Below are 20,623 nucleotides of genomic sequence, written 5' to 3'. Positions count from 1 at the left end.
AATGGCAAGCAAGTGATCACATATTTGTCAATGCTTCTGTTGGAACCAAACTCAGTGGGATAGCAAGGTATGGGAGTATCAATCTAGGATTCAAATGGAGGTTTTAAAACCTTCAAGGTTTTTGGATGCAATGGTGTTCCCGGTATCAATAGAAATGAAATCCGCAATGTCAAAATGCAATTCCCCCCACTAGAAACACAAGAAAATATTATCTCTAAAATCAATTATATAGAATCTAAAATCGACCAATTAAAAAATATATGCCCTAATATAGATATAATAAAAAATCAAATCATAAACAAATATCTCTCAAGCTAAAAAACTAATTTATTTTCTCCCACACACTCCCCTCAGGTGTATCCATCACCACAATACCTATAGCCATAAGCTCTGCTCTGATTTTATCAGCCAAAGCAAAATCTTTTTGTTTTTTTGCACTCAAACGTTCTTGGAGTCGCTGTGTGATAAAATCTTTTTGCACCTCACTTACCCCTAATTGAAAATATTCCAAAGCTTCCTTCCCACCTATTCCAAATACTTCAGTAACAAATTCAATATTGCCTGCTATTTTTGCTTTGAGTATTTTATCTTTGGGATTTTTATCAAGCTCATCATTAGCAGTATTTATCATTTCTTCCAACACACTAAAAGCTTTAGAAACATTCAAATCATCGCTCAATGCCTCCAATAAAGAAAATCTAAAATCTTCTCTTGCTATTCCAATCTCTCCTATGACCCTTTTTTTGAGACGATAAAGCTTATCAAGACGTTTTTTACTCATCAACAAATCTTCTTCATTGAAGTTCAAAATACTACGATAATGCACCCCAAGCAAATAATTCCTCAAAATCTCCCCATCATAGACCTTGAGTGCATCTTTGATAAAAAAACTATTGCCCAAACTTTTGCTCATTTTTTCACCATTGATATTGACAAAACCATTATGCATCCAATATTTAGCTATCTCTACATCATCTGCACAACGCGTCTGAGATGCTTCATTTTCATGATGAGGGAATAACAAATCCGCTCCCCCACCATGAATATCAATCTGATAAGGTTTGCCTTTGTAAGCAAGCATTTCTTCAATCATAGCTGAACATTCAATATGCCAACCCGGTCTTCCCCTCCCTAAAGATGTTTCATATCCAATATCTTCAATGCCTTTATACATTTTCCATAAAACAAAATCCCTTTCATTTTTTTTCTCTTCATTTTCTTCTACACGACTGATATTTTGTTCATTTTCCAAACCTCTATGGCTAATACTGCCATAGAGGTTATCTTTGCCTACATCAAGATAGATATCTCCATTTGAAGTTTTATACGCAATCCCTTTTTCCAAAAGTCTTTGTATCATCTTGATGATACAATCAATGCTCTGCGTTGCTTTGGGTTCTTTATTAGGTCTTTTTACCAAAAGGGCTTTCATATCAGCAAGATAAGATTTTATATAATACTGGGTAAGTGTTTGGATATCTTTATTTTCTTCCAAAGCTTTTTTAATGATTTTATCATCAATGTCAGTAAAATTTTTTACAAAATTTACCTTATACCCTTCAAGTTCCAATACCCTCACGAACAAATCAAAAACAATCGCACTCCTAGCATGTCCCAAATGAGCATCATCATAAACTGTAGGACCACAAACATAAATCCTAACTTCACCAGGCATGATGGAAATAAAATCAACTTTTTGTTTCAACTTGGTATCATAAATCTTCATCAATCGCCCTTCATTGGATATGAAAAAAATACAAAAATAATTTCAAAACCCCTATCTCTATAATCGCTACGAACAACAAACCTATCCAACCTCTAAAATAAGCTATTATATCCCAAAATCGCACAAGTCCAAACTCCCTAACACTAAGTATAAACAACATCACCCCACTCAGACTCCCTGCAAGTGCAAGCCCCATAGCTCCAAAATGCCACATCAATACTAATGAGCATATCACACCAAATATCAAAGAAAGGGCTGAAATCTTAGCAGCCCTACCCTGTAATCTATGAGCATAAAGCCATAGAGAAAAAATCCTAGATAGTCCAAATGGCAAAAGTCCAAGCATATAAGCTGCGAAAATATTTGCTACTTCTAAAGTATCTGATCGTTGGAATTCCCCACGTTCAAACAAAAGCCATATGATTTCATTTTTGAGCATTATACCACCTATCACACATACCCAAAGCATGAACAATAAAAACCAAAAAGATTTCTTCATATTTTTCAAGGCAAGCATCTCTTGAGAATTCTTTATCGCTTTAGCTATCATCGGGAAAAGTGCAGTAGAAATAGCAATGGCAAAAATAGCCAAAGGGAGTTGAAAAATACGATTAGCATAATACAAATATGAAATACTCCCACCAACCAAAAATGAAGCCAATAATGTATCAATGAATGAAGCAATTTGGGCTGTCGAACTCCCAAGCACAGATGGGAAAAATTGCGTAAAAAAGTTTTTCAAATCTATCTTTATTTTGAAAGCTAAAAATTTGGCTTTAGCAGATGGAGAAAACAATGCCTTATAAATCTGCCTCAGCCCTACAAAAAAAATCATAAAAAACTTCAATTTATATAATGGATAAAAATGCAATAAAATCTGTGCCACACCTCCACACAATACCCCATAGCTCAAAAAATAAATGATCTGCATCGAATCAGAATCTTTAGCCAAATATAATGCCCCTATCATAGATAAATTGAGCAAAACAGTGTTGTAGGCACTTACCCAAAAGCTATTTTTATACTGTAAAAAAGTACTCAAAAAGGTAACGATAAAAACAAGTTCTAAATACCAAAAATTGATTACAACAATTGGCTCTGCTAAAGCTATTTTTTCTTCATCAAATCCTGTTGCTAAAATCTTAGTCACCCAGCCTGAAAAACACCAAACAAAAAGAGTCAATAATAATAATATCAAAACAAACATCATAAAAGTCGCTACAACAAAAGCACTTTTTTTCTGACTAGCGATAAAACCAGGCAAAAAGCTTTGTGTAAACGCTCCTTCTGCAAAAACACGTCTGAATAAATTTGGGAATTTAAAAGCAACAAAAAAAATATCACTATACATCCCTGCTCCAAGTACAGAAGCCATATACATATCTCTAAAAAAACCAAATATCCTAGAACACATAATGCCACTACTATTAGTCAAAAAAGCTTTTTTTAACAAGCTGCCTTCCTTCAAAACAATAAAAACTCATTTTAATATCAAATATTGTAGAATATTTATTGTATTTTATCAAAAACCAAAAATTATATTTAAGGATGGAAAATCGAAATGGATACCCCCCATTTTATCCCACAAATCATCAAAAACTGTGAAGATATCAAAGAAGAAATCCAACGATTCTCCATCAATACAAAAATAGATTCTAAATATATTTGGTTTGATGTCATCCAAACACATACTTTTATCAAACTCCACGAAAAAGACGAATATCGTGCGATTGTCGGGAATGAACTCATCCAGTTTGAAAAAGATAGTTTTTATGCAAAAGAGGATTTTTTTGTCAAACAAACCTATGATATCCGCATCAAACCAAAAGCAAAAAATTTTGGCATCAAAATAGAAATCACACCTCTAGCCGATAAAGCTTCTCTATTATTTGATGAACATTTTACTATCATTGATGATGAATATTTTTATGAAGAAATATTTAGTTTCATTGATACATTGATGGCATATGAAAAGATTATTTTCAGGCAACAATATGAACAAAAAGAAAACCTCAAAATACAATTCCAAAAACTCAACAAACAAGGACTATACCCTCAAAAACTATTGCTAAAACAAACTCCTGATTTTATCCCATCTAAACCAGCTAAAATGAATTTTTTACTCAAAGAAGAATGGGAAAAAAATGGCAAAATTGCTCCAGAAAATGCACTCTTTGGCGTAGGTAAAGGTGAAGTCATAGCAGAATGTACCAATCCCATAAAAGGGAAAGATGGAAGGAATTTAAAAGGAATATTTATCCACAATGAACTTATCAATAATAAAAATGTTCATTTTTCATACAATACACTTTCTATCCAAAAAGAAGAAACACCTGAAAAAGTCATTTTCAAAGCCTTAGATGCAGGATATGTAGAGATTTCTAATAATACAATTTCATTGCACACTGATTTTAATTTTAACACTATCAAAACCATCAATACTCCTATGCTTTTAGGAGGTCTTAAAAGCGGTATTTCATTGAATATAAAATCTGAAGATGAACTCATTGATGCAATTGATGCCAATATGATTATTGAAGCAAGCACAATAAATATCAAAGGGAGCATTGGAGAAAATGTCATCCTTACAGGACAAAAAATCTCAATAGAAGGTCAAACCCATCAAAGCAGTATCATCTATGCAGAAGAAGCCAATATCACAACACATAAAGGAAAGTTTTATGGTGATAAGTTTTATGCAAAAAATCTCGATAGCGGATTCACACAATGCGTTGAAGCTATCATTGGATCAACTGCAGGAGCAACTATCTTTGCTAAAAAACTAGAAATCAAAAATCTAAAATCTAATAATAAAATATATTTTTCTCAAGAATGTATCTTGAAGCAAATGCAAGGGGGTGAAAATAAAATTACTATCAGTGCGAGTGCCCATACTAGCACAAAAGACACTATGGATTTTATCAATAAAAAAATATCATTACTAAAAACAAAGATGCAAACCATCATCAAAGAATACCAAACCCTTTTACTGCAAGCAAAAAAAAATAAAAATATCATCGATAAAATCAAAGCTTCTGATGTCCCTACCCAAAAAGCAATGTTGGCAGATAAAGATATTGAAAAGACTTATTATGAATATATTGAAGCAATCAAAAAACTCAAAATCCTAAAAAAAGAACTCATAAAATTTCAAAATGAAATCCACGATCTCAATCATAGTTTATTACAAATAGAAGATGAAACCCTTCGAGCAAAACTCATCACTCAAAGTGACTGGAAAATGGAAAATGAAATCGTCTATCATCGAGACTATCCAAAACCCTCCGATGAGAATCTTTTCATAGAAGATGGTGAAAATGTCGATATTATAATTGATCCAGCTACAAAAAAAATGATAAAAACCCAATGAAGGACAAATAAATGATCGTAGCAATGACTGGTAGTGTTTACAAATTAGACCCTACTTTTGCATGGCTTGAAGTCAATGATATTGTTTATGGTATCCATATTTCAACCAATACAAGCTATATACTCAGTGAATCTAAAGAAAAAAAAATCACTCTACTCATCACAGAAATCATCCGTGAAGATGCTCATTTACTATTTGGATTCCACCAAGATTTAGAAAAAATTACTTTTGAACGTCTCATTAAAATCAATGGTGTGGGTCCAAAAGTTGCCTTAGCTATCCTCTCAACTTACACGCCCAAAGCCTTTGGAAAAATCATCCAAGACAAAGACATTAAAGCACTCCAAAGAGTTCCAGGCATTGGTACAAAAGGAGCAGGTAAAATTATGGTAGATCTTGCAGGTTTCTTCTCTGAGATTATACAACCTCAAAATACCCTGTCAAAAGAAAATGAACGCAATGAAGCGTTTATGGCACTTCAAAGTTTAGGATTTAAAAATGCAGAAATCTCAAAAGTTTTTAAAGCCATCCAAAGTTCAAACACGCAAGAAATAATCAAAGAAGCTTTAAAAATGCTCAAATAGCTAATACAAATTACTTTAAGCATAATAAAAACTTTACAAGGAGCCTATATTGTTAGATAAAATCCAAATCATTGGTGCAAAAGAAAATAATCTCAAAAACATCTATTTAGAAATCCCAAAAAATAAACTCATTGTCTTTACAGGTCTGAGTGGTTCGGGCAAATCAACCCTTGCCTTTGACACACTTTATGCAGAAGGACAAAGGAGGTATATTGAATCCCTCTCAAGCTACGCAAGACAATTCCTTGATAAAGTCGCTAAACCCAATGTAGATAAAATTGAAGGCCTCACACCCGCTATTGCTATTGATCAAAAAACCACAAGCAAAAATCCCCGATCAACAGTGGGGACTATCACAGAAATTTATGATTACCTACGATTGTTATTCGCAAGAGTAGGCACACAACACTGCCATATTTGCGGCAAACCCATTTCTCAAATGAGTCAAACTGATATTATCCAACAAGTTTTAGACCTACCAGCCCAAAGTAAAATCATCATTTTAGCCCCTATCATAAAAGAAAAAAAAGGTAGCTTCACAGACAAAATCCAAGATTTAAGACAAAAAGGCTTTGTAAGAGCATATATTGATGGTGTAATGGTACGTTTAGATGAAGAGATCAATCTAAGTAAGACAAAAAAACACAGCATAAAAGCCATCATTGATAGGGTCATAATCCAAGAAGATAACCATTCTCGTATCGCTCAAGCCATCGAAAAATCCCTCAAAGAAACTTATGGAGAAGTTGAAATTGAAATCATCAATGAAGCAGGTCAAAACCGCTTTATCCACTATAGCGAACACCTTGCTTGCTTTGATTGCAAAATCAGTTTTGAACCTTTAGAACCACTTAGTTTTTCATTCAATTCTCCAAAAGGAGCTTGTGAAGATTGTGGCGGACTGGGTAGCAAATATAGCATTGACATCAAAAAAATTTTGAATAAATCTTTACCCCTTAATAAAGGTGGCATCAAAGTAATTTTTGGCTTCAACCGAAATTATTATGCTGAACTGTTCAATGGTTTTTGCCAAACCAATAAAATCAATATAGACCAATCCTTTGAAGAGCTTGAAGAACACCAACAAAATGCCCTATTATATGGGAATGGTTCTGAAGTCTCTTTTACTTGGAAAAATTCTTCACTTAAACGTCCTTGGAAAGGCATTATTCAAATCGCTTATGATATGTTCAAAGATGAAAAGGATTTGAGTGACTATATGAGTGAAAAACCTTGTTCCACCTGTAAGGGTCATCGCTTAAAAGCCTCTAGTTTGAATGTAAAAGTTGGAAAAAAGAGTATTGGAGATATCATTGATATGCCCATTGAAGAAAGCTACGCATTTTTCAACAATGACAAAAACTTTGCCTACCTTAGCGACCAATCACGATTCATTGCTGCTTCCATCCTCAAAGAGATTCGAGAAAGACTATTTTTCCTATATGATGTAGGCTTGAGCTATTTGAGTCTGGGCAGAGATGCTAGGACAATAAGTGGTGGCGAGAGTCAAAGGATACGTATTGCTAGTCAAATTGGCAGTGGACTCACAGGAGTGATGTATGTTTTAGATGAACCAAGCATAGGACTACATGAACGTGACACACTCAAACTGATAAAAACACTCCGCAGTCTTCAAGAAAAAGGCAATACTGTCATTGTAGTTGAACATGATAAAGAGACGATCAAAAATGCAGATTTCATTGTGGACATAGGTCCTGGAGCAGGTAAAAATGGTGGTGAAGTCGTATTTTCTGGTACAGTAAATGAAATGTTAACTAGCAATACACAAACAGCACAATATATCAATGGCACAAAAACCATCTCTTATTTATACAATCGTCCTCAAAAAAAATGGCTCTCAATCAAAAATGTCACGATCAACAATATCAAAGATATGAGCTTAAAAATACCTCTATCTAACTTTGTCTGCATCACTGGAGTAAGTGGGAGTGGCAAAAGTTCACTCATACTCCAAACCCTCTTGCCCGTCGCCCAAGAACTCTTAAATAATGCCAAAAAAGTCAAAAAATGCGATGGCATTGAGATTGAAGGACTTGATATGCTTGATAAAGTCATCTACCTAGATCAAAGCCCTATTGGCAGAACACCAAGAAGCAATCCTGCGACCTATACAGGCGTGATGGATGATATCCGTGTGCTTTTCTCTGAAGTTAAAGAAGCTAAAATTTTAGGATACAGTGTGGGTCGATTTAGTTTCAATGTAAAAGGAGGACGATGTGAAAAATGTCAAGGTGAGGGTGAAATAAAAATTGAAATGCATTTCTTGCCAGATGTAATGGTCAAATGTGACGCCTGCAATGGTGCAAAATATAATCCTCAAACCCTAGAAATAAAATACAAAAATAAGTCCATTGCCGATGTATTAAATATGAGTGTTGATGATGCGTGTGAATTTTTTTGCAAAATACCCAAAATTGCTTCAAAACTCAAAACTCTCCAAGATGTAGGTCTAGGCTACATAACATTAGGACAAAATGCTGTTACCCTTAGTGGTGGCGAAGCCCAAAGGATAAAACTTGCTAAAGAACTCAGCCGCAAAGATACAGGAAAAACACTCTATATACTCGATGAACCTACCACTGGACTGCACTTTGCAGATGTTAATAGGCTCACAAAAGTCCTCCATCACCTTGTTGAACTCGGGAATTCAATGATCGTCATTGAACATAATTTAGATATGATAAAAAATGCTGATTATATTATTGATATAGGTCCTGAAGGTGGTGATAAAGGGGGTAAAATTGTTGATGCTGGATCTCCGGAACATATCGCAAAAAATCATAAAAAATCAGGAAGCTATACAGGAAAATTCCTAGCTCTTGAATTGTAAATTTTAGATTTTACAAAAATATCAAAAAACAATTAAAGATTTCATTAGCATGAATCGCTCAAGGCGAATGCTCATTAAATAAAATTATTGATAAATATGTTAAAATATAAAAAGACTTACAATAATATAAATACGGATTTATTACCATGAGATTTGAAATGCTTTATAGCAAAATACATCGTGCAAAAATTACAGATGCGAATTTAAACTATATTGGTTCAATCACTATAGATTCAGATATTGCAAAAAAAGCAAACCTACTTGAAGGTATGAAAGTAGAAATCCTAAATATTAATAATGGAGAACGTTTTTGCACCTATGTGATACTAGGGAATAGTGGGTCTGGTGAAATTTGCCTCAATGGTGCTGCAGCAAGAAAGGTTCAAATAGGGGATATCATCATCATCATAGCCTATGCAAGTTATGATGAAAAAGAACTACAAAATTACACCCCTACAGTCGTAATGGTAGATGAGAACAATCAAATAATATCTGTAAAACATGAGGTGAAAAATGTTTGATCCCGAGCAACTTGGTAATGTTTTTGGCAATATACAAAAAGAATTTTCTGATTTGGAACAAAAAGCTAAAGATACTTGTATCACAGCAAAAAGTGGTGGTGGATTGGTGAGTGTAAGCATTAATGGTGCTGGAGAACTTATCGACATCGCTATTGATGACAGTTTGCTTGAAGACAAAGAGTCATTACAAATTCTACTCATCAGTGCTATCAATGATGCTTATAAAAGTGTAGAAGAAAACAAAAAATCAATGGCATTCCAATTATTTGGCGGGATGAATCCTTTTGGTGGAAAATAATGCCAAATCTTTTTTTGATTGTTTTTGTATTTTTTTTGATTGTTTCAAATCTTTTTAGCTATGATTTTTCTCATTGCGTCAATTATTATCAAGAAGCAACCACAAGTCTTACAAACAATCACCTTGTTTCTATCAAAAACAAAAACAAGAATGTATCTTTAATGTTTTCACGCACTCCTCCAAAAGGGCTTAAGATTTTAAAAGCTGATCCTTTTGTGGGATTATATATCATACAGAGTAACCCCACAAAATACATTTACAAAATTTTAGATATTGATAGCTATGCTAAGCAAAAAGAATTATCAGCCATAGGCTTTAAATACTCATCTAAAGGTAAAATCTTAAAAACCCAAAATGGCTTTACTGATTATGCACGATTTTCTACTAATATCCCGATAAATGGTGTAATAAGCAACATTTGCTACCAAATTTATGGTATTGGTGTAGGGGATAATCAATTCATTGATAAAAAATATATAGACAGATTCTTAAATCAAAAAACCTCTTATTATGGAGATATAGGCATCAGGGCAGTACAAAAAGACAAATATATCATTGTACGTCAAGTCGATCCATTTTTTAAAAATAATCCTTTTTTGCCCGGTGATGTCATCTTATCAATCAATGGAAAAACCTTTCAAAATTACGCAGATTTTGAATGGCTAGTCAGCAACCTGCCCTATCAAAAACCTGCCAATATAATTATCATCAGGGATAATAAAAAACAAAGCTTTAATATCAACACAGATAAACGTTATGGTGGATTTTTAATGCCAGATACTTTTTTAGAAAGATTTGGCATCGTACTTGATAAAGACCTCACTATCATACAAATAGATGAAGACAAGCAAAGTAATTTTAAAATAGGAGATAGACTTATTTGGATTGATAGAAAACCCATCATCAAAAATGAAAATGATTCATTCATAAAAATCACAGATTCTTTACGTAGTGCACTTTCACAAGCAGGCATCAAAAATAATATAGAGGTTTTAGTGATGCGCAATGGTTTAGAACTTTATTTGAAAATTTGAGGTTGGCAATATGGAGTTAAATTTTTATAAAAAAACCTGCCTTGAATTTGAAAATTTCTTATTACATTCTGCTCCAAAAATACAAACCTTTCATCCTTATTTCGAAACTGCATTTTGGGAAATGATGCTAAGTGGAGGTAAAAGATTTCGTCCTAAACTTTTGTTAGCAGTAGTGTGTGCTATAAGCCCTATTTTAAGTAAAAATGCTTTTTTACCGGCTTTGGCTATAGAATGCCTGCATACTTATTCTTTAATACATGATGATTTACCCTCAATGGACAATGCTTCCTTAAGAAGAGGGCACCCCACTTTGCATACACTCTATGATGAATCAACTGCAATATTGATAGGCGATGGACTCAATACCTATACATTCTATCTCTTGAGCAAAGCTAGGCTTGATAATGGAGTAAAAATTAAACTCATTGAAGAGTTATCTAAAGCTGGAGGTATTGATGGGATGGTAATAGGTCAGGCAATGGATTGTTATTTTGAAAACCAAAAGCTCCAAATAGATCGATTAAAAGAAATCCATTTGAATAAAACAGCAAAATTAATCGCAACCTCTCTAAAAATGGGTGCAATTATTGGCAATCTATCAAAAGAATTAACAGAAAAAATCTATATTTTTGGTTTGGAGCTAGGGCTTTATTTTCAAATACAAGACGACATTATTGATACCACACAATCAGAAAATCAAGCATTAAAAACAACACGACAAGATAATAACAAAAATAGTTACGTAAATCTATTAGGCTTGGAAGAAGCAAAAAATAATGCTAATGGACTTAAAAAAAATATTGTAAATAATTTAACATATTTTGAAAAATCACTACAACAGAATCTAAAAATATTGTTGGAAGATTATTTATAAGGAGCTAGAAAGAGGTGAAAAAAATATTATTGACTAATGATGACGGATTTGATTCAAAAGGATTATTAGCACTAAAAAATGCTCTCAGCCATATCGCTCAAATCACCATCGTAGCACCCTCTAGTGAAAAATCCGCCTGTGGACATGGTCTTACACTTACCAAACCATTAAAATTCATCAAAGTTGATGACGATTTTTATAAGCTTGATGATGGAACTCCTGCAGATTGCATTTATCTTGCACTGAATACAATTTATAGCAAAACTTCATGTCCTGACCTCATCATTTCTGGGATCAATTTGGGGTCAAATATGGGAGAAGATATTACTTATTCAGGTACAGCTGCAGGAGCAATGGAAGGAGTCATACAAGGTATTCCTTCTATAGCAATTTCTCAAGTAATGAAAGACAAAAATTTAGCTGATTCTTTTGATTTTGCTTTAGCAAAAAAAGTTATCGTTGAAATCGCTGAAAAAATTTTTAATGCTCAATTCCCATTAAGTGAACGAAAATTCTTAAACATCAATATCCCACAAATAAATCCTTCAGAATGTAAAGGTTATAAAATCACTCAAAAAGGCTATCGCCTCTATAGCAAACAAGCTCACCTAAATCACAATCCTAGAGGTCAAGAATATTATTGGCTAGGACTCCACCCACTTGCTTGGCATGAAAGAAAAGAGCCAAAAGGATTGATATCAGATTTTTCTGCCACTCATCAAGGATATGTCTCAATAACACCTATTACTTTAGATATGACAAGTTATTCAGATATTGATTCTTTGAAAATATGGTTAAAATGATTTTTGCCGATATGCTTTATAGATTTTGTTTTGGAGAGTTTTTATGAAAATTAAAATATTAATTTTTAGTTTGTTTGCATTATTTTTTTTAGGTTGTGCGAATAAAATAAATATGGGTTATTACTCAACAATTGAAAAAAATTATATTTTCAATGCTAATGCACCTATAGTAGTAGCTTATGACAAAAATGATCTTCTTTCAGCTTATTATATCAATCTGATTGTCTATGAACTCCAAAAACAAGGCTTCAATAGTGTTTATAAACAAGAAGATTTACCTATACACAAAGCCAAGAATGTGGTTTTTGTAAAATTATTCCACAGCGTCCGTCCTTATCCAAGCATTAATTATAGCTATTCTATGTTCAGTGATGGTCTTATGCAATCTTGCTATTGGTATGGGGAACAGTTCTATTGTAATGACAAACCAAATAAAACATATGTTTTGAGTGGATATTCAGAAAGCCTAAATTATCTTTCAGGTTACCATTTTACGCTTGATTGGTATGATTTAAATCTAAAACGACGTATTTTGTACATCAATGGAAGCGTGAATGGAAAAACTTGCGGTTATAATCTTTTGCTACGAGATTTAGTTATTCAAACAATTTCGAGGATTGATTTAAAACGTGCAGAAAATTATCGTTATTATTTTGACTTGCCTTATTATTGGGTTTGTCCTTAATTAAACAATAGGTTTTGGAGGTTTTTATGGTTATAAGACGTTCTTTTGGTTTTTGTGCTTCTCATATTGTCAGGAATTGCACATCCAAAAGATGTTCAAATAGTATTCATGGGCATAATTATAAAGTAGAAATTTTTATCAATGCCAATACTTTGGATAATGGAGGAATGATACTTGACTTTGGTATTTTTAAAAATCAAATTGCAGACTTTATTGATGGATTTGATCATGCTCACCATTTTTGGAATCAAGAAACACCTGATTTTATTAATTTCATTGAAAAAAACTCTGCTAGATATGTAAAATTATCACTAAACCCGAGTGCAGAAAACTATGCTTTATTATTATTGTTTTACATTGATAAAATTTTAAAAGCAACCCAATTCAATAACGCTGAAGGAAATGTGAAAGTAACATCTGTAAGGGTGCATGAAACAGAACACGGATATGCAGAAGCTTTTAAAGAAGATTTGGAAAATCCTAACTTTATGCAGCATATTCATTTGGATTCTATAGAATTTTCTGCACAAATTCAATCTGAATGGAAAGACCCAAATATGTTCTACAAGCTCAAATCTTATGAAAAAAACCCAAAGACAAAACCTTTTAATAACCCTATCCCTATCCATCAAGTCAAAATCTAATGTTACCTGTTTCAGAAATCTTTTATAGTTTTCAAGGAGAAGGTGAGTTTATCGGTACTCCTAGTGTATTTTTACGACTTGGTGGTTGTAACCTTAAGTGCATTGGTTTTGGGATAAAAAACTCTTATGAAGGGAATACAATACTAGGATGTGATAGTATTTATGCTGCCAATGGACATTTTTCAAAAGAATGGAAATCTTATGACTCCAGTCAAATACTAATAGATAAAATACAAAATTTTTCTTCAAACAAGTTTGATATAGTAATCACAGGTGGTGAACCAAGCTTGCATTTCAAAAACCCAGTTTTACTCAAGACAATAGAATATTTTTTACAAAAAGGACACCGAATATCCATAGAGAGCAATGGAAGTATTGATTTTGTATTCAATGATATTTTAAAAGAACTTCATTTCACTTTGAGTATCAAATTGAGCAATTCTGGAGAATCTTATTCAAAACGTATCAAAACCAAAGTAATCCAAAATATAATTGATAATGCCAAAAGTGTAGTGTTTAAATTCGTCCTCAATGCACAAATGTGCGAAAATGGTACTGCTTTAAAAGAAATTGAAGAGTTGCTAAAAACCCTTAAACTCAAATCAAATAAAATCTATTTAATGCCTCAAGGCATTTCTAGAAAAGAATTGGATGAAAATATTAAAAAAATATACCCTATTTGTTTACAAAAAGGATTTTGCCTTTCTGACAGACTTCATATTCGAATATGGGGAAACAAAAGAGGGGTTTAATCAACCAAATAACTTTCAAGATTCCAAACAATTAAAACCATTGAATCGAAAAAATCCTTATTTTTTACCCTATTCTATCATGCTCTATAAAAAAGTTACTTTTAGTATCATTATTTGCACAATATCCTATTTTGTGCTGACCTAGCTATCCAAATAAAGTCCATTCCTATAAACTATCCTAAAAAATATCTATTCAAAATCACAAAATTATTAAAAACACAATATGTATATGATAATATTTTAGGATTAAATAAAAACTACAAAGGAAAATCTATGAGCATCATTATTGGATTCCCAAGAATTGGGGAACATAGAGAGCTTAAAAAAGCTCTAGAAAGCTTTTGGTCAGGCAAATCATCTCAAAACGATCTGCAAAATGTAGCCAAAGAATTGCGCAAAAAACATTGGTCTTATCAAAAAAATCTTGAACTTGTAAGCGTGAATGACTTTAGTCTTTATGATAATGTTTTAGATCTAGCTTATATGCTTGGGGCTATACCAAAAAGATTCCAACAATACGATGGACTTGAGCAATATTTTGGTATGGCTAGAGGACTCAAAGATAGTCTGGCTTGCGAAATGACTAAATGGTTTAACACAAATTACCATTATGTAGTTCCAGAATTAAGCCGTACGGACTCCTATAAAATAAATCCAACAAAAATTGAAAATGAATTCAAAGAAGCTAAAGCATTGGGTTACCAACCAAAAATTAACCTCATTGGATTATTTACCTTTGTAGCACTTTCAAAAATTATTGACGATACAGATTTTGAAATCATATTTGAAAAAATCAAAAATGCCTATTTTGAACTCCTTGATACCATTAAAACATTTGATTCTAACCTCACTATCCAATTTGAAGAACCAATTTTCACCAAAGGTGAGGACAAAAGATTTTATGACAAGATCAAAGATATTTATAATCAAATTGCTGCCAAAGGATTCAAAACTATTGTTATAACATATTTTGAACATAGCACTGAAGCTACTGAAATCTTATGTGAAACAAATATTGAAGGCATTGGATTGGATTTTATATATGGAGAGAAAAATCTATCTTCTTTGCCAAAAATAGCACAAAGCGGGAAAACACTTTATGCTGGTATCATAGATGGACGTAATATATGGGTAGCAAATTTAGAAAACAAACTCAAGACTTTAGAAAAATTTTCTCAATATTTACCCAAAAATAAAATTATCCTAAACACTAGTTGTTCTTTGTTGCATACTCCATTTGGCAAAGACTCTGAAATTAAAATGGATAAAGAGATTCTCTCTTGGCTGAGTTTTGCTAGAGAGAAAATCACCGAATTAGAAATCTTGGAATCTGTTTTTAGGAATGGTATTTCACCCTCTATTAAAGAAAAATGGGAAAAAAATATCAGTATCAATCAAAATAGAAAGGTTTCTACTAAAATCAATGACAAAGCAACGCAAGAACGATTAAAACAACCTATCAAAACACAAAGAGAATCTGCATTTAAAGATAGGATAAAGCTACAACATAAAGCATTAGATTACCCTATATTGCCTACTACTACCATTGGTTCTTTTCCCCAAACTCCTGAACTAAGAGCCCTCAGACAAAGCTTTAAAAAAGGTGAGATTGATTCAAGTGTATATGAAAAAGGTATTGAAGAATATATCAAAGATTGTGTTGCTTTCCAAGAAGAAATTGGATTAGATGTTCTTGTACATGGCGAACCAGAGAGGAACGATATGGTGGAATATTTTGGTGAGCAACTCAAAGGTTTTGTGTTCAGTCAAAATGGATGGGTACAAAGCTATGGGAGTCGATGTGTTAAGCCACCCATTATCTTTGGAGATGTAAGCAGACCTGCTCCAATGACACTCAAATGGATTACCTATGCCCAAAGCCTAAGTTCAAAAATCCTCAAAGGAATGCTCACAGGACCTGTAACAATACTAAATTGGTCTTTTGTACGTGATGACTTACAAAGGAGTGATGTATGCAAACAAATCGCACTAGCAATAGCTGATGAAATCAATGATTTGCAAAATGCAGGGATTAAGATCATTCAAGTAGATGAGGCTGCTTTCAAAGAAGGCTATCCCTTAAGGAAAGAAAATATCAAAACTTATGAAGAATGGGCATTGTATTGCTTTAAGGCTTCTGTAAGCGTAGCTAAAGCAACCACTCAAATCCATACACATATGTGTTATAGCGAATTCAATGATATTATCAAAACAATTGAAGATCTTGATGCAGATGTTATCAGTATTGAAACTGCACGAAGCGGAAATGAATTGCTTAAAATTTTTGCTGATGTGGGTTATTCACACGAAGTTGGTCCAGGTGTGTATGATATCCATAGTCCTAGGATTCCAACCAAAGAAGAAATTATTAAACAAATCAGGCTATTACTTGAAGTATTGCCCAAAGAACAACTTTGGATAAATCCTGATTGTGGTTTAAAAACAAGAAAATGGGAAGAAGTCAAACCTAGTTTAAAAAACCTTGTTGAAGCTACCAAAGAAATCAGGAATAATTAAAAGGATAAAAATGATTGAGGAATGTATCAATAAGATACTCCATACTGATTTCTTAAGCTATGAAATCACACCTCCAAGAGAGAGTTACATACAAGAAGAACTAATCTTAGCACTAAAAGATTTTAAAGAATTTGACGCACTTGTATGTACAGATTCTCCTCTAGCAAAGTTTAGACCATCAGCAATACTTACAAGCCTAAAACTTCAAAATAATACAAAAAAACCTGTCATCTGTACTCTAAATATGCGCGATCGCAATACTATAGCACTTCAAGGAGATATATTAGCACTCAATGAGCTAAATATCAGGATGTTTTTAGCCCTCAGTGGCGATCCTATCAAGCTTGGGGATCACCCAGAAGCAAAAAGTGTATTTGAAGGCAATAGCAGTCTACTTATAAAAATCATCCAACATTTCAATCAAAACAAAGATATTTGCGGACACACTATAAAAGGAAAAATAAAATCCATTTATCCCTTTGGTGTTATCAATTCTTATGCGAACAACTTTTTAAGCTTAAAAAATAAAATGAGGAAAAAAATAAATTCAGGAGTCATAGCTCTTTTCACACAACCTGTTTATGATATCAAAAATGCTCAATATTTACTCCAAGCTTGCGAGGAAATAAACCAAGAACTCCATACAAATGCAAAGCTTGTATTTGGTTATTTTCCTATCCTCAAATACAAAACTGCACAATTTCTTTATTCAAAACTACCGGGTGTTTTTGTGCCACAAGATTGGCTAGAAAAGCTTGAAAAAGCGACAAAAAAAAGTGAGGAAGAAGAGCAAAAAATAGGATTTGAACTTAGCAAGAATCTTTTCACTGAGCTTAAAAATCTTCATAATAAAATCCATTTTATGAATTCAAATAACATAGCACTAGCAAAAAAAATCATTTTATAACAACTTATTCAATAAATATTACACTCTCTTTTAGCTCTAGCAAAGAAGCAGTATTTTATTTATTATTGTCTAGGTATCCAAATAGTACGCTCAGAGTCTGAAATATATTGGGGCTGTTTGATTGAAGTCAATGGAGCATTTTCTCCTACAAAAGCACAACCATATAGAAAAATACACATAAAGCTTGTCATTAAAATTTTCATTATGAATCCTTTATCATTTTATACTTAATGATAAAGATTATTTATTAATAATTATCAAATAATAATTATTATCTTTTATATTGAAGATTTTATTGTTCTGGTATCCAAGTAGTTTGTGAAGATGGCGAATGAATCTGTGTTTGGATAGTCAATAAGGCTGTTTTATCATTATTTTCAATATCAGTAGCACACCCAATAAGTATAAAAATACTCAATATGCAAATCATCAGTGTTTTCATTATGAATCCCTTTATAAGCAAATTTTGTGCTTGGAATCATAAGCTTTATTTATAAATACGAACCAAATAGCTTTACTATAAAAAAGAAAAAAAAGGGGGGGGGGATTATCTCTTGGTTTTATTTTTTACCATCTCTATCAAGCACAAGACATTCTCTCTGGGTAAATCTGGCAACATCCCATGCCCTAAATTGAAAATATGCCCACTTTGAATTCCCATTACTGATAAAATACTATCTACACCCTCTTCCATAGCATTGATATCATAAAGCCGTGAAGGTTCTAAATTCCCTTGCAAAACATATTTATTCCCTAAATATTTTTTTGCATACTCCATAGGAGTACTCCAATCTACACCAAAAACATCAAACTCTCCATCAATACGATCCAAATATCCTGCAATACCTTTTGGAAAAAGTATTACTGGAGTTTGAGGATGAGTTTTTTTGACAAAAGCAGAAATTTCTTTCATATATTTCCAACTGAATTCAAAATAAGCTTCCCGCTCTAATGCACCAGCCCAAGAGTCAAATACCATCACTACATCAGCACCTGATTTGATTTGCATATCAAGATAGCCTTTGAGTTCTTGTGTGATTTTTTGGAGCAAAGAATGCAAAAGATTAGGATCTGTATAAAGCATTTTTTTACTATGTGTATAAGTTTTACTCCCCTCACCTTCAATCATATAAGTTGCCAAAGTCCAAGGAGAACCACAAAATCCTATGAGTGCCTTTTGTTTTGAAAGTTTTTTCCTTACTTGAGAAATCGTATCATAAACATAAGTAAGCTTTTTGTAAGCACCTATTTCTAAATTATTAACACTAGTTTTTTCACGTACAGTCTTGGAAAAATGAGGACCTTCTCCAGCAATAAAATCCAAAGGGAGACCCATTTCCAAAGGCAATACTAAAATATCGCTAAAAAGAATTGCTGCATCTACATCCAGAATATCTACAGGTTGCAAAGTTACTTCAGTAGCTAGCTCTACACTATGACACAACTGCAAAAAACTTCCTGCTTGTTTCCTAACTTCCCTATACTCACTCAAATATCTCCCAGCTTGGCGCATCATCCAAATTGGTGTATATGGAGTCTCTCTCCTTTTGCAAGCATCAACAAAAACCATCAGAATCCTTTTTTGACAATATCAATCAAAAGTATATAAAGTTAATGTAAATTCACCTCTTCAAACCACTTTAAATTCATCAGGATGGTCAATAGCATAACGAAACTTGTCCATATCAATTTTTTTATCCCAAATCGATACAATCAAACAAGCCACGGAGTTTCCACAAAGATTTCCTACAGCACGCATATCACTCATAAACTTATCCACACCCAAAAGAGCTGCGACACTCACTGCTGGTATACTACCAGGTCCTTTACCCATTGCTTGGAGTGTACCAGCTAAGACAATAAAACCAGAGCCTGTAACTCCAACGGCACCTTTTGAAGCAATCATTAGGATTATCACCACACCTACATAGTGTTCAAAACTTAAAGGTATATTAAAAGCCTGAGAAAGGAAAGCAATGCTCAAAGAAAGATAAATATTTGTCGCATCTAAATTAAAAGAATACCCCATAGGGACAACCAACCCAACTGCCCCTCGATTCATCCCGGCTGATTCAAGTTTTTTCATCAAAGGAGCTAGAGCTGTTTCTGAAGAACTTGTTGCAAATACAATCAAAACTTCTCTTGCAATAAAACGCATGAATTTAAATATATTTACTTTTGCCAAAGCACAAAGGATTCCAAGCACAACAAAAATAAAAAACAAACAGGCAAACAACATCACAAAAAGCAAATAAGCCATATTAAAAAGTGTCTCAAATCCAAACTTTCCTATCAAAAATGCCATCGCTCCAAAACTCGCTATTGGGGAATAATAAATCAAAATAGTCAGTATCCTAAAAAAGAAATTTTGTAATTTTTCAATCGGTATAAAAATTTTTTCTTTGATATCTTTTCTAAAAAATGAAACAACAATAGATATAACAACAGCCATAAACAAAACTTGCAATGTATTCCCTGTCAAAAATGGTGTGAGAGGATCATTTGGAATAGCTCCTAATAAAATAGATTTTATAGAGCCAATGTGTTCGGAACTTTCGGAAGCATATTGAGCAACCAAGCTTGAATCAAGTGCATTCACATCCAAATTCATACCATGACCTGGCTTAAAACCTTCTCCAAACAACACACCTACTATCAATGCAAAAGTACTCATCACCTCAAAATATATGACTGTTTTTACACCCAAACTACCTAAAGTTCTTAAGTTTTCTAAACCTAATATCCCACAAATTATAGTTGTAAAAATAATTGGTCCTATGAGCCATTTTAAAGCCTTAATAAATGGATCAATAGTCCATTCCTTGGTCGATATACCAAATTGCGGAGCAATAATACCTACAATTATCCCCGCTATAATACCAACTATTACCCAAAATGCAAGATTTTTAGTAAGCCTCCGAGCAACTGTAGGCTTTTTTGAAGTTATCAATCCTTTTTTCACATGATCTCCTTTAAGTCTCCTCAAATATCCTACTATATTTTGAGAGTTTAAGGCAAAAAAAATTTGTAGTTGATAGACTCAAACGTTACTGCTTG

The 20,623-nt window shown here is 33.0% G+C and carries 19 protein-coding genes; 13 read left to right on the top strand and 6 right to left on the bottom strand.

Annotated elements, in window-relative coordinates; all coding sequences use genetic code 11:
• Positions 1-322: 322 nt before the first annotated feature.
• Together cysS and murJ are read right to left on the bottom strand one after the other, a co-directional pair.
• Positions 323-1,726 carry a cysteine--tRNA ligase gene (cysS, locus tag BKH44_RS07755; RefSeq protein WP_095272061.1) on the bottom strand — a complete coding sequence of 468 codons (1,404 nt, stop codon included), beginning with the start codon at positions 1,724-1,726 and terminating at the stop codon, positions 323-325.
• A 10-nt stretch (positions 1,727-1,736) separates the two neighbouring features.
• Positions 1,737-3,179 (bottom strand): murein biosynthesis integral membrane protein MurJ, encoded by a 1,443-nt coding sequence (gene murJ, locus BKH44_RS07750; RefSeq protein WP_095272059.1) that lies wholly within the window; start codon positions 3,177-3,179, stop codon positions 1,737-1,739.
• A 108-nt stretch (positions 3,180-3,287) separates the two neighbouring features.
• On the opposite strand from murJ, the gene BKH44_RS07745 reads away from it, so the two are divergent.
• The 13 genes from BKH44_RS07745 to BKH44_RS07685 all read left to right on the top strand — a co-directional run bounded on the left by BKH44_RS07745 (position 3,288) and on the right by BKH44_RS07685 (position 17,566).
• On the top strand, positions 3,288-5,096 hold the full coding sequence (locus BKH44_RS07745) for a FapA family protein (protein WP_095272057.1): 1,809 nt from the start codon (positions 3,288-3,290) through the stop codon (positions 5,094-5,096).
• A gap of 11 nt (positions 5,097-5,107) precedes the next feature.
• Positions 5,108-5,680 (top strand): Holliday junction branch migration protein RuvA, encoded by a 573-nt coding sequence (gene ruvA / locus BKH44_RS07740; RefSeq protein ID WP_095272054.1) that lies wholly within the window; start codon positions 5,108-5,110, stop codon positions 5,678-5,680.
• A gap of 49 nt (positions 5,681-5,729) precedes the next feature.
• Complete coding sequence (gene uvrA, locus BKH44_RS07735; RefSeq protein WP_095272052.1) at positions 5,730-8,531, top strand: excinuclease ABC subunit UvrA; 2,802 nt, start codon at positions 5,730-5,732, stop codon at positions 8,529-8,531.
• Between the two features lie 146 nt (positions 8,532-8,677).
• Entirely contained in the window at positions 8,678-9,052 is a 375-nt protein-coding gene (gene panD / locus BKH44_RS07730) for an aspartate 1-decarboxylase (RefSeq protein WP_095272050.1), read from the top strand.
• Complete coding sequence (locus tag BKH44_RS07725; RefSeq protein ID WP_095272048.1) at positions 9,045-9,350, top strand: YbaB/EbfC family nucleoid-associated protein; 306 nt, start codon at positions 9,045-9,047, stop codon at positions 9,348-9,350. The genes panD and BKH44_RS07725 overlap by 8 nt, the downstream gene beginning before the upstream one ends.
• Positions 9,350-10,384: a PDZ domain-containing protein gene (locus tag BKH44_RS07720; protein ID WP_095272046.1), complete on the top strand. Its 1,035-nt coding sequence runs from the start codon at positions 9,350-9,352 to the stop codon at positions 10,382-10,384. Before BKH44_RS07725 ends, BKH44_RS07720 begins: the two co-directional genes overlap by 1 nt.
• A 10-nt stretch (positions 10,385-10,394) precedes the next feature.
• A complete protein-coding gene (locus tag BKH44_RS07715) occupies positions 10,395-11,258 on the top strand; it encodes a polyprenyl synthetase family protein (protein WP_095272044.1) in 864 nt (287 codons plus the stop codon).
• Between the two features lie 14 nt (positions 11,259-11,272).
• Positions 11,273-12,061 carry a 5'/3'-nucleotidase SurE gene (gene surE / locus BKH44_RS07710; RefSeq protein ID WP_095272041.1) on the top strand — a complete coding sequence of 263 codons (789 nt, stop codon included), beginning with the start codon at positions 11,273-11,275 and terminating at the stop codon, positions 12,059-12,061.
• Between the two features lie 43 nt (positions 12,062-12,104).
• On the top strand, positions 12,105-12,746 hold the full coding sequence (locus BKH44_RS07705; protein WP_095272038.1) for a hypothetical protein: 642 nt from the start codon (positions 12,105-12,107) through the stop codon (positions 12,744-12,746).
• 26 nt (positions 12,747-12,772) lie between these two features.
• A complete protein-coding gene (locus BKH44_RS07700; protein ID WP_095272037.1) occupies positions 12,773-13,390 on the top strand; it encodes a 6-pyruvoyl tetrahydropterin synthase family protein in 618 nt (205 codons plus the stop codon).
• Positions 13,390-14,142, top strand: coding sequence for a 7-carboxy-7-deazaguanine synthase QueE (locus BKH44_RS07695; RefSeq protein WP_095272035.1), 753 nt, complete (start codon positions 13,390-13,392; stop codon positions 14,140-14,142). The genes BKH44_RS07700 and BKH44_RS07695 overlap by 1 nt, the downstream gene beginning before the upstream one ends.
• A gap of 273 nt (positions 14,143-14,415) precedes the next feature.
• Positions 14,416-16,659 carry a 5-methyltetrahydropteroyltriglutamate--homocysteine S-methyltransferase gene (gene metE / locus BKH44_RS07690; protein WP_095272033.1) on the top strand — a complete coding sequence of 748 codons (2,244 nt, stop codon included), beginning with the start codon at positions 14,416-14,418 and terminating at the stop codon, positions 16,657-16,659.
• Positions 16,660-16,669: 10 nt separating this feature from the next.
• Positions 16,670-17,566, top strand: a complete 897-nt coding sequence (locus BKH44_RS07685; RefSeq protein WP_095272030.1) for a methylenetetrahydrofolate reductase — start codon at positions 16,670-16,672, stop codon at positions 17,564-17,566.
• Between the two features lie 62 nt (positions 17,567-17,628).
• Here the strand turns inward: BKH44_RS07685 and BKH44_RS08855 are convergent, their stop codons facing one another.
• From BKH44_RS08855 to BKH44_RS07675, 4 genes are all read right to left on the bottom strand, one after another.
• Positions 17,629-17,769: a hypothetical protein gene (locus tag BKH44_RS08855; protein WP_180674148.1), complete on the bottom strand. Its 141-nt coding sequence runs from the start codon at positions 17,767-17,769 to the stop codon at positions 17,629-17,631.
• Positions 17,770-17,858: 89 nt separating this feature from the next.
• On the bottom strand, positions 17,859-18,008 hold the full coding sequence (locus tag BKH44_RS08850; RefSeq protein WP_180674147.1) for a hypothetical protein: 150 nt from the start codon (positions 18,006-18,008) through the stop codon (positions 17,859-17,861).
• A gap of 105 nt (positions 18,009-18,113) precedes the next feature.
• Positions 18,114-19,136, bottom strand: coding sequence for a uroporphyrinogen decarboxylase (hemE, locus tag BKH44_RS07680; protein WP_095272027.1), 1,023 nt, complete (start codon positions 19,134-19,136; stop codon positions 18,114-18,116).
• 60 nt (positions 19,137-19,196) lie between these two features.
• Positions 19,197-20,528, bottom strand: coding sequence for a cation:dicarboxylase symporter family transporter (locus BKH44_RS07675; RefSeq protein WP_257842625.1), 1,332 nt, complete (start codon positions 20,526-20,528; stop codon positions 19,197-19,199).
• Positions 20,529-20,623 lie beyond the last annotated feature (95 nt).

Origin of the sequence: Helicobacter sp. 13S00477-4 (assembly GCF_002272785.1) — a bacterium.
Taxonomy (GTDB): domain Bacteria; phylum Campylobacterota; class Campylobacteria; order Campylobacterales; family Helicobacteraceae; genus Helicobacter_J.
This window is presented reverse-complemented; position numbering and strand designations above follow the sequence as displayed.